The organism is Pseudomonas asiatica (assembly GCF_040214835.1).
GTDB lineage: Bacteria > Pseudomonadota > Gammaproteobacteria > Pseudomonadales > Pseudomonadaceae > Aquipseudomonas > Aquipseudomonas putida_Z.
Map to the genome: position 1 here is coordinate 1,562,992 of NZ_CP157874.1, position 11,885 is coordinate 1,574,876.

Here is an 11,885-nt window from a genome sequence, read left to right on the forward strand (position 1 = left end):
GTGGGATTATCTGTAATGTTTATCGCGCTGGATCAACTCTTCATGATGTCATTGATTAGTGAAAACGGCTTTGTCCCCAATATGTGGCCCACTTTTTTCTTATATCGAATACTTTAGCTGACTCGCTCCTTTGATCAGTACGATTTGCAACGATACTTTCACTGCCGCTAGTAACAGGAGCACCAGCATTTCTCAACGCACCGCTCAATCTCTCCGCGTATCTACCTGTCATTCCGCTAAATATCCTACTGCCGGCCCCGGCTATCCCAGTCGCCAATCCCAAACCAACAGATGCAAAAGCCAGGTATTCTGCCCATTGTGCGGCCTGCATATTGTTGTCAATGACCGAGACCGCCTGTGCTACCGTGCCGGCCAACGTCACTGCTGCTGCGGCAGTGCTAACGATGGCCGATGTAGTGGTTGTTCCCGCAAAACTGGCAAGAAACGCCGTTCCTAGGGCGACTTTGCCGGCAGCCATGCTGGTACCTGCTGTCGCTATCGCTGTCGCCGCCGCACTGCCGAACGCGCCCACCGCTGCCAGTGCACCGCCGGCGGTAACCACGGCAGCAATGGTGGCGAGAACGCCGATGGCCAGCCATATCCATTTCGATGCATCGCTACCCCTGTCAACCCCCAGCCAGCTCGGGTCATCCTCATCCGGGCGTCGCGGTCGGCCACTGCCGCTTGTGGCCGTGAACCCGCTTGGGTCGCGCAGGGCAATCGGGTTGTTCAGGCAATAGGCATATGGGTTCAACTCGCCGGTTTCGAAGACGCTGAGTGGGTCGGGGCTGTTGAAGTTCCTCTTGCGTGGGCTGCGGGCACGCACGCTTCCCGGGAAGTACCAGCCACTGCCCTGGTCCAGCGCTTCGCCATTGAAGGCCAGATGGCTGTGCAGCGCAGCTGTGGCATGACGTTGGCCGTACGCGCTGTACTGGATGTCGCGAACAATACCGGCCTCGCATTCCGCGATGACACTGAGGCTGGCGTTGGTCTGCAGCAGCAATGTCCTGGGCGGCGATTCGCTCTGCTGTGCCAAGGGAGTGTCTGCATAGAAGCTGTAGCGGGTCCGCGCGCTACCCTGGATGGCCAGGCTCAGGCGGTTCTCATCGAACCAGAGCAGTTTTGCCTCCTCGCTCCCTGTCTGGCTGGTCAGCATCTGCCCGATGCCGTCGTAGCTGTATCGGCTGTGGCCCACAACCTGCAAAAGGAGACTTTCTTTGTCGTACACCAGCTTTCGGCCATGCTGGTCAATTTCAAGGTTGCCGTTCTTGTCATGGCTGAATGTCATTTCGATGGGTGCGGAGCCTGTCGTTGCCAAGGTCAATGTCTTGAGCAGGAAACGGTCTTCTTTCTCATAGGTGTAGGTCTCCCTTTCACTGCTGCCATCAGCGAATTCAGTCAGGCAGATTTTGATGTTGTCGATACTGTCATATCGAAACGTCTCCTGGCTGACCGCGCGTCCGGCCTCATCTTTCGGCAACCGGCTGCCGCTGTACTCGACGATACTCAGCCTGCCTCGCGCGTCATAAGTGAACCGCTCTTTCAGTAGTACGTTACGGCCTTCACGCAGCAGGCGCCCATCGAGCAGCTTGTCTTTGCCCCATTGCTGCACCAGGGTACGTTCGGGTTGGTTGTCGAGTCGTTGTACCCGTTTGCATTCGAAACCATGATCATCGTATTCGAGCGTGGTGACCAAGGTGCTGCCATTGCTCTTGTCCGTGCTGGTTATTTTCTGCAGGCGGCCCAAGTTGTCGTAATCGAATGCCGCGAGCAGGTTGCCCTCGTCGGTGGACTTGATACGGCCAGCCTCGTCGTACTCGTGCACGGTGACGATGTCATCGACATAGGTGCGGGATTTGAGGCGGCCTTGCACCGTGTTGACAAATACCGCGTGCAGCTCGCTGCTGTCCGGTTTCTTCCAGGTTTCCCGGGTTAGCTGCTCATGCTCGTTGTACTGGTAGATTCGGCTACCCTCGGCATTTTCCGTTCGCTCCAGCAGGCCGGTGACCGGTTGGTAGACATACCTGGTTTCGGCGCTTTCGACGCTGCTGTGAGTCGGGGTGGGTGAGAGAGCCAGATTGTATCGGTAGGCAATGGTGTCCCCCGCCCCGGTAACTCTCGCCCGGGGGGCCGACTGGCCAGGTGTGTACTCGTACTTCTCGAGCCGTTTGCCGATCGTACGTGAAGTCAGTTGACCGAGGCCGTTGAAGCTCTGTGCGCCTACCTCGAATGGCGGTTCGGACCCCACATTGGAAATAGCGCAGATACTGGTCGCCCATAGTTCTTCCGACTGGGGCGCATAGCGGTGTTCGATACGGGTCTCGTCGGCCAGTATGTTGGCCGTCATGCGGTTGAAATGGTCATACTTGAACCGGGTGACATTGTTGCGCTCATCGGTCTTGCTGATGCAACGTCCCAATCCGTCATAGCTCTGTTTCTGTTCGGCTACGGCGGTATCGTCCGGGCCAAGGCGCTGGATCAGCACAGGCTTGTCGAACGCGTTGGTCCAGGTACTGACCTTTTGGCTCTTCACGGACTGTTGCGCAACCTGCAGCCAGGTGACTTTGCGCACGTTGTTGTCCGCATCCTTTTCGGTCGGGTCGAACGCCGTATGCTCTTGCACGTTGTCTTCGCGGATGATCACGTTGCGTGCTTCCCAGGCGTCGTACAGGTACTTGCGAGCCACGAACTGCACGGTTTCGGGGAAGGGTTGGGCATCGAGCCAGTCATATCGGCGCTCCTCCACTTCCCGCTCCCAGGCGTCGTACAGCTGTTCCCGGATCAGGAAAAGCCGGGCTTTTTGTTTCGGGTCGACATGGCTTCGGCGTTCCTGATGCACCCTGCCCAAGCCGTCGAAACGTGTTTCGGTGACCACCGTCGTGGGCGAGGTGAAACGCTGGCTGGCCTGGTCCTGGTCGTCGGCGCAAAGGTTGTACTCGTTGCTGCGAACGGCTTCGTCGGCATTGCCCCCGTCGACTACTTCAAAAATGGTATTGCGCAGTTCGTCCTTGACGGTGCGGCGCTCGACATTGTCTTCATCGATATCAAGCAGCAGTTCCCGGGTCAGTAGCGAATGGCCTTCGCTGCTCCTTTGCTGCTCACCGTCGTACCCCTTCACGGTCTGAACAGTTTCCAGCACTTTTATTGGCGGCAGGGCGTGCAAGCGATCGTCGCGCATCCCCTCCCATGTCATCGTGGAGAACTGGTAGGCATACTCCACTGTCGTATCCAGCGTCTTTGGCTGGTCCAGGTCGCCTGCCTTCGGGTTCGGGTAGCTTGTAACGCTTTGCTTCATGCGGCCATGCAGCAGTGGCGTGTCTTCGATCGGGGCTTCATGCTCATTGTCGTAGTAGTCATAGGTGATGGTTTTCACCTCTTTGCCGCTTTCGCTGGTCGTTTCGCTGTGGAGCGCGCACCAGGTCGTCTGGTCGCTGGCGGAGCGGCTGCTGGCCAATACCTTGTAGGCCTTGTAGCGGTAGCGGGTAACCAGCGTGGGGGCGTCACCGGGGTGGCCCTCTGCTGGAATCACGGTCTTCGATTTCATGTCGCAAACGAACATTTCGTCGTTGCCTGGGTAACCGTCCTCGGCCTGCCTGTACCATTCGTAGCGCTCGACAGTGCCGTTGGCTGCCTTCTGCATCAATGCATTACCGAAATCGTCATACGCGGTTTCGACATACTCCTTGCGGCTGTTGCTGCTATCTGCTTTCCACCAGTGCTTAACGACCTTGATCGGCAATTGGCAATATCTGACCTGGTCTTTGAACAGCCCTGATTTCAATGCGTACGAAGTGGTTGTTTCTTCCACGTTCGGGCCGATGACTTCATTTTTTTCGGCGTTCAGCCTGTTGCCTCGATAGGTAGCCTCGCGCGTGTTCAGGTGGAACTTGTTGAATTCGCGAACCGTGCTGCGCACTGGCTTGCCATCGACCCATAATGTCTCGGTCGTTGCGTAGTCATAATCGATGGCTTTGCGGAACAGGTTGTCCAGGCCATCTGCGATCCAGTCCAGGTCCGTGTTGCCGCCGAGGAAGTTATGCCCATTCCTGGAGTAGGTGTAGCGGATGTCGATGGCTGTTTTGTCCTGATCCGGTCCTTTTGCAGCGTATTTGACATGTTTGGTAACCCGCGGTACGGGGTCCAGGCCCGAGCGGTTCGGCAGCAAGTGACCACCATCGTCGTAGAAAAGTTTCTCCAGGCCATTGGTGGGGGTGATGATCTCCTTGATGCACTCCATTCCTCGCTCGAGCGAGTAAGTAAAGCGCCAACTGGCCAGGTTCGGAGTGGGCAATTCGATGCGCTTTACTCTATTGGTCGTGTTTTCGAATACCAGGCTGTAGCTCGCAGTACCGACATCGGTCAGGAATTTCAGTATCGCCCGATCGGAGCGGCGCTCCACTTCCAGTAAGGTAAGGCCGCGCATGTCGGTAATCTTGCTTAGGGTCGGGAACCCGTCGTGGTGCTTGTACTCCAGCGCCAGCCAGTGGCCCTTGCGGCTGAGCATGCAGGTCGGCACCGCTCTGGCGTTTTCGCCCCAGCCTTTGAGTTCGAGCACTTCCACCACGCCAGAGCGGTGTTTCACGTACCACAGCTCCGGAGATAGCTCGTATAGATGGAAAGTGTCGATTTTCTTTTCCGACATCGACAGCTGGTTACTGGTACCGACGCGGCCATCGACCTTGAACGTTTCGCCATTGGCCAGTGAGATGATGCGCCGCCCGCTGGCGACAGCGAACTCGGTCACTGGAAGGGTCCAGCCGCTGCCGAATCCACGGTCGTATTGGCTCAGTTGGCTATAGCGCAGGTGTAATCCCAGATCAGCGGCCATCAGATCACTGCCGGAAAGCTCAGAAAAATCCATGCGAAACATGAAGATACCGGTGCGTTTATCAACACCATTCTGCATGTGGCTGCAGAAGTTGAATGCATTGGAGCTTGGGTTGGTTACGGTGGCCATCAAGCGTGCTCCCCTGTGTCAAAGGCGTGAAATTCAGATCATTTGATCGCCACGCTAACAAAGCCCCCGCGTATTGCCACCTGTTAAATCTGCTAGTTTCGATGGTGCAGATGCAGGTGTAAAAAGTCCCTATCGTGATCGGCAGGCAAAGGCCTGTTTATCGGGCAGATGTATAGGGGATGAACAGATGAAAGATGCTTCCAAGATGCCATTGCCACTAGGCGGGGGGGCGAAAAAAGTTGCGCTGCCGAAACCCTCTGTTCCAGATTTGGAAGGGGATTCCCTGAGCCTGGAGAAGCTGGGGGATGCCAAACTCAAGACATATTTGCCGGGTTTGAAGTTAGGCGATGAAGTATGGCCGCGTTTGTTTGGCTGCGGCCCTGCCGGCGAAACGAGGGACTTGGAGCCGACGCCTGTAGATGTAGAGGCTCTGGAGCCGGATGGCACTTTTCTGGTTGAGGTAGGAAATGAACTAATGAAAGAACTGGATGAGGGGGTTGTATTTTATTCGTACGCTAGAACCCTTCCTCCAAAGACCGATCCGCGGAAGCTGGAAATTTCCGACAGGTTGCTCTTCTACGTGAATAAGCCAGTCCCGCCCGCCGACTTGCTGCCACCCCCTCATATGATGGACAGTGATGGCCTGATTATTGATTTGACTCGTGTGTCCGGAGCCGGCCAAGTCATTAGTACAGCATTCCAGTTCATGTCTGTAAACGACAAGGTGGTACTTTCCTGGAAGGACGAGTACGGAAGTGAAACGTTGACCAAAGAGTTAAAAGCAGAGGATCTGGGCAAGCCTTTGCTTTGGAGTATAGACGCAGCCTGGTTTCAAATGGCTGGAAGTTGGTGCGAACTCTACTACACGATTCATTATCACGATGGTACGCAGGCCAGCCAGTCGCCTACCCAGCGTTTCACGATCGACAACCCAGGCAGCGGGCAATCTCCCAGCTTGCCGCCGCCGAGGATCCCCGATCATGACGGCGGGATGCTTGACCCAAACAGCTATCCGGATGGGGTGTGGGTCGAAGTGGATGGCTATGTTGCACAATTCGGCGATGAGCTGTTGCTTACCGCATCGGGCAAACAGGTTGTACGCGGCGTTTTTCGTATTGATCGTGCAGTATTGGACAGTGGCCGGCTGCGTTTTCATGTGCCTGGCGAGTGGCTCCAGGCCAATAGCGGGGAAAAGATTGCATTGACCTGGCAATGGAGCAGGGTCGGTGGCGCGGCGGACTCTGCGCCGCTCGAACTGACCCTGCGCCAACAGCTGAAATTGAAGGTTCCATTTGTCCCGGATGCAGAGTGGGAAGATTCGGATCCCGGTGAGGAAGTTGACCCCGACATGGAGCTATTCGGCTTTATCCGGGCTGGCCGGTTGAAATATGGCGCGTACGTTGAAGTACCGGTAGATTCCGAAACCGGTGGTGGCAAGATCACCATGCACTGGCAGGGGTATGGCGAATCGGGTAGTTACAGTACGGATAAACCGACTGCAGGTAATAACCGGCGGTTTCAAGTCCCTGTCGAATTTGTTCCTCCCAACTTTTATTCAAGGGTCAAGATTTTTTATACCGTTGAAGTGGATGGTGCCCAGCAGCATTCAGCCGCGTACGGCCTGAGAATAATCAAGCCGGACCCCGGTGATTATGGGGCGATCAGTTGCCCTGGAGCACCGGATGGGAAGCTGTCGCTTTCCAGCGTAAAGGATAACCTCGGTTTTTATCTGAACTCGAGCAGTTGGCCTTTTTTTGCAGTCGGTCAGCTTGTGCGTGTTTTTGTGGAGGGAGAAGGGAAAGAGGGCGGGGGATCGTTACCTCGGGAGTACATTCGTGAGGATCTGCCGGTGACTGAAGAAGAGTGGTTTGCCGATAAGGTGGAAGTTCTGCTTTCAATGGGATATCTGACAAAGCTTAAGTTGAATAAGAGTTTCTCGGTCCATGTACAGGTTAGTTTCGATGGTGGTGTTCATTTTGAACAACTCTTGCCTGTAGACATTTACCTGGAAGCATGAGTCTGTCGCAGCGCCTTCAAATGCATTGCCGGGTTGCAGCCCTGTTTGTACTGCGCGCGGTGCGCCGTTAATCGTTATACAGGAGTTTCTGAAGATGGAGTATACATTTGATAAGCTTTATAGTCGGCTGAAAGAGCAGTCGCATATGCTCAAGTGGGGGATGATCTCCTTCGCTGATGATTTTAAACTGGGGCGATTGTTGCTGCAGATTTATATTCGCCGATTCAAGACCAGTTCAATCATCCCGCCTATCAGCGGGAGCATTCCCAATGAAAATGGTTGGCGCTTTGCGCTGAATGATTTCACGCTCGATTCACCTCGATTGGATTTCACACGCCAGTTGTCGAATGACTCCACGGCGCGTTTGTGTATGTCTGTTGCCGGCGGGACCCAACTTGGTCTGCAGAAAGCGGGTGGCGGCTGGCAAGTTCGAGAAATTCGCGAAACCAGCCCGCTGCTCGGGCCCGAGTTGAGCCTGAACCTGCTGCTGGCTAAAGTACCTGGCGTTGTCGGTGAAGACGGGCGGGTGAGACTTGACTTGAGCAAGAGTTCCGATTTCACCTTGGAGGTTTCTGACGACCCTGGCATGCAAAGGCTGGTAGGTGAATTCTTCAGGCAGAAGTTCGTCGCCCTGAAAGAGGAACAGCGCGTATTTACGCTCGGCCAGATCGAGGCTGGAGGAAACCCTCTATTGCGGGCGAAATCATTCGCGCTGCGTACCCAGGCCCGTGGTCGTGACGAAGATGATAGCGCTGGAGGTGTGCTTGCGCTCATACGTTACGAAGGGGATAAAGAAGGTGATTTCCCTGGTAATGACTACAGCTACTTGATACCCAGCGACAGGAACTATGACGCTGCGGTGTTATTCGAGCCGAAGCGGATCATGCTGGCGCAGTTGCTCGAGTCGTTGCTGACGATAGCAAAGGATGTTGCGTTCGATGTTACTCAGGATGATGAAGGCTTGGTGACAGGAGCTGTGGCCACGTCCGGGACAATGATCGTAGAAGAACAGTTGAGAGTCGCCGAGTTTAGGACCGAAGTGGTGGAAGGCCAATACTTCGATATGGTCCTCAAGCTGAGGATCTTCCAGGTTGACTTGCAGATGGCCAAGGTTTTGAGCGTGTCCGTAAAGGAAGATAAAGTCGTTGTTGAATGGTGTTTGAAAGGAATTTTGGCGGTTCAGCCGGAGGATCTGGATGATGTAACGGGGCGCTTCAAGAAGACCATGATAGCTTTGAGGCTTGATACCAGTGATTTTTACAAGCGCAGCGAGGATGATTTTGAATACAGGATAACGTCTAGCTACCAGCTTAAGGATATTGACGGTGGGACGCTGGAACATAATGAGTTCAAGATGGAGGAGATCAAGGCGGCGGCTCCACCTATTGGGGAAATTAAGCCGGGAGAGGTCGAGTCGGAGGATTTTTGGGGGTGGTTGATCCTGTTCTTAATAGCGGGCGGCGCTTTGCCCATAATGATCGTCGCCGGAGTAATGAATGTAATTAATATATTGCTCAGGATGGTGGAGGATGTCGAAGTTCCAAGTGTCGAATCCGTTGTTCGCGAGTCTCTCGAGCAGAACTTCAAGTTCTCAAACTCTCTCAAGCAACTGGTCCAGGACACCATCAAGCTCAACTTCGGCAACGCCATTATCGGCCAGGACCAGTACGCCCCACTGGATGTCGGTTTTTTTGGCAATGTAAACCCGACGTTTACCGCCTTTGCCATCGAGCCGATGCAGCACACCATGGCAGTGGGCGCGGCCCCGATGAAGTTCAAGACCGATAAGGCGGACAATAACCTGGAATGGTCCATCGAGCCCTTGCTGGACACTGTTCTCAGCTCGCAGATCGGTGATATCGACCCCGACGAAGGCCTGTACACCCCTCCGTCCGCAGACGCTTTCGACGGCCCATTCGTGCGGCTGCGAATTGTGGCCAAGGACAAGGCAAGCGATTTCAGTAGTGCAGCGCTGGTCACGGTCATGAAGAGTAACTTGCAGGTAAACCCCTTGGCCTATGTCATGGTCGAGGACAAGGTCACCCTGCAAGCCGGCTACCTCGGCGATGCCGCTACGCTGCATTGGCAGCAGCCAGAGCACGGTAGCGTAACGGGCAGTGGGGCAACGGCTGTCTATCATGCGCCCAAGGAAATGCCCCCCATCGAGTCGGCAAGGTCGGAAGGGGAGGAGAAAGAGCGTACGGCCTTTACTGTCGATGAAGTGCAGGTAAGCCCCCCGGGTGACGGGCCGACCAAGACCGCGCTGCTGATTACCGAGAACCCTACAAAGCCGCCGATGCCAATCGAGCGAAAGGTGGATCCTGCTACCGGTACGGTGCAATTGACGGCAACACCCAACGGTAACCCGATATCAGCGGACAAGGTCATCTGGAAGGTCCGGGTTGGCAGCGGCACGGTCGACCCGAAAACCGGCATCTATTCCCCCGATAAATCCAGCACCGATCAGTTTGCCCTGATTACAGCCTCCTTCGACACAGGGTTTATAGGCACTTTCGAAGGTTATGTGCTGCAGACCTTGCCGCCAGCGGCGCTCGAGGACGCGGTATTGGGCGTTGGTGCTTTTCAGGTGAAACAAGGACGACAAGGAGCCGAATCATGAAAGTGACAGATCCTCATCTGGTTGACTGGCTGGCTGACCACCCTGATCTGTACAAATGGGACAATATCATGGGGCTGGCGTTGGAGGGAGGGAACCGCATACTCCGGCAGACTCATGCCGCTCACCTGAGCCAAGGGCAGCAGATTGACGGTATCTCAGGCCAGTTCAATGTCGACATGACGAACGTCACTTACCACCTGGCGGGTTTTGAGCTATCGGCGCCCCAGGTGGCTATTGGCAGTATTGGTCTTGAGGACATCCGCCTGGACATGGTGGCGCAAATGTATGGCGGTACCTTGGTCAAGGCCGAGAAGCCCTACAAAGTGCTGAGCTTGTCGTCGTATGGCCCTCTGGACAGCCTGGAACTGAGGCAAAAGGTGCCCGTGCTCGGCAAGAATGGCGCGTTGGTGCTGGATGTGTCCAAGGGCGAGGATGTGCGCCTGATGGTAAGTGATGACCAGAGCGTACAGCGTGCTGCCGGTGACTGGCTACAGCAACAACTGCCGCAGGACCCGGCAAGACTCGACTACCCGTTGGTTTCCGCTGGTCCTCAAGAGCAGCCGGAACACTATCTGGATGCCCTCTATCTAGGCACGCAGGCCGACGCTCAAGGTAAAGGTGACACGTTGGTGATTTTTGCTTCCTCGGCACATGGCAGTCATGGTGATTATCCGGGAGCAAGCAGTGGCTTTCCACGCCTGTTGCCAACACCGCCCAAGGCAAATGACGCGGTACAGCTCATGAGCTCAAGGATGCTGCATCGCAACGCCTACCTGGCCGGCTTCATCAACATGTTGACGAATCCGGCCTTCGACTACCGCTATGAAGAGGGCGTGCTCGACCGTGTTGTTGTCGAGGAGGGTCAGCTGTCGGTGCCGGCAACCAATTACAGGTCCGATAACTACACCTTCAACGGTAAGGCATTCAAGTTGCACGCAGCCGGTGGCCTTGAGGCGCGTTTCGAACAGGACTGGGCGAGCCAACATTGGGATGGCGAATGCGAACTTACGTTCGATTGCCTGCGCAATGGGGAGGAGGTGGCGGTTGAGTACAAGGCCACGTTCGACCTGTCCTTGCACCATCGCTACTACCTGTTACTTGGCTCGGGGCCTGATGAACACTTGCTTGAAGGCCAGTTCTACTCGCCGTGGCCAGAACGACTGGAAGCAAGGGTGATACGTGGTCTGCCCGAGGACGGTGACGATAAGGTGGCAGAGCTGAGGGTCGAGGCTGCAGATTTTGCAGCGCATGCGGTCAAGCAGGCGATCTTGCTGGGTATGGCAGGCAAACTCGGCTCGAAGTCAGCGGAAGATTGGCTGGATAAGCTGCAATTTGGCGCCTTCGGCAAGGTGCGGCCTGTCGCAGCCGAGTTCCCCGGGGCCATGGCTGTGTCTGCCCACCTGGGGGGCGAGGCGTCGTTCTCCATTTACGACGATGCCGTACTGGTGCGAGCGGGCAGCGAACACAAGTTTCAGGTCGATAACCCGAAGGAAGCATTGGACTGGAGATTGGAAAGCCTCCCAGGGGGGCCGACGCACCCAGGCTTCGTCGAGAATGGCACCTACCGTGCGCCGCCTGCCCACACTTTGCAGCGTGCCTTTGGCCAGGTGCTGGTGACTGCCAATAAAGGGGACAAAGAGCGCAGCGTGGCGGTGGTAACGGTGCTTCCCAAAGCACTGGCCGCCAACCCATTCATCACCACGGTGCAAGCCGATTCGACGATATCGCTGAGTGCTAGGGCGCTGGGCGATGCCCCCCTGCGATGGGCCAAGGTCAACGACGACCAGAGTGGAAGTGGCGAACTGGTGGAGGAAGACCTGGGACGGCGCTGTCGTTACCTGGCCAAGGCTAGCGACCCGAGCAAGAGCAATACCTACTGGCTGGAACGGCTTGAGGTAGCGATCGCCGAGCCGACGACGGACGAAAAACAGGGCCTGTACGTGCTGGTGATACAGCGCACGCCAGCACTTGTCGTGGCATTGAAAGAACAGCCAGAGGCCGATGGCAGCATGCAGTTCGTCGCTTATGCCAACGACAGGGTAGTGGTTGCCCAGTGGGAGCTGGCGGTAGGCACGGGCAGCATCGACCCGCAATCAGGGCTGTATCGGCCCGCGCAGAGTGGGGAGCAGTCGCCCGGCATTCTGGTGTTGGCTTCCTTCGACACGGGGCAACTCGGTGTGTTCGAAGGCCACCTGATCATGCCGCTGCAGGCTGCCGGCTTCAAAGGCCTGTGCCAGCAGATGCTGGCTCCACAAGCGCGTTCTGCGTGACTGCCCCGCGACGAAAACAAG

Annotated in this window: 4 protein-coding genes; 3 read left to right on the plus strand and 1 reads right to left on the minus strand. The window is 56.1% G+C overall.

What is annotated here, in order from left to right:
- Window positions 1-55 precede the first annotated feature (55 nt).
- On the minus strand, window positions 56-4,957 hold the full coding sequence (locus tag ABNP31_RS07170; RefSeq protein ID WP_350013137.1) for an RHS repeat domain-containing protein: 4,902 nt from the start codon (window positions 4,955-4,957) through the stop codon (window positions 56-58).
- 187 nt (window positions 4,958-5,144) lie between these two features.
- Here ABNP31_RS07170 and ABNP31_RS07175 point away from each other — a divergent pair, with 187 nt between their 5' ends.
- The 3 genes from ABNP31_RS07175 to ABNP31_RS07185 all read left to right on the plus strand — a co-directional run bounded on the left by ABNP31_RS07175 (window position 5,145) and on the right by ABNP31_RS07185 (window position 11,864).
- A complete protein-coding gene (locus tag ABNP31_RS07175; protein WP_350013138.1) occupies window positions 5,145-6,974 on the plus strand; it encodes a hypothetical protein in 1,830 nt (609 codons plus the stop codon).
- 94 nt (window positions 6,975-7,068) lie between these two features.
- Entirely contained in the window at window positions 7,069-9,594 is a 2,526-nt protein-coding gene (locus tag ABNP31_RS07180; RefSeq protein WP_350013139.1) for a hypothetical protein, read from the plus strand.
- A complete protein-coding gene (locus tag ABNP31_RS07185) occupies window positions 9,591-11,864 on the plus strand; it encodes a hypothetical protein (protein WP_350013140.1) in 2,274 nt (757 codons plus the stop codon). The genes ABNP31_RS07180 and ABNP31_RS07185 overlap by 4 nt, the downstream gene beginning before the upstream one ends.
- Window positions 11,865-11,885 lie beyond the last annotated feature (21 nt).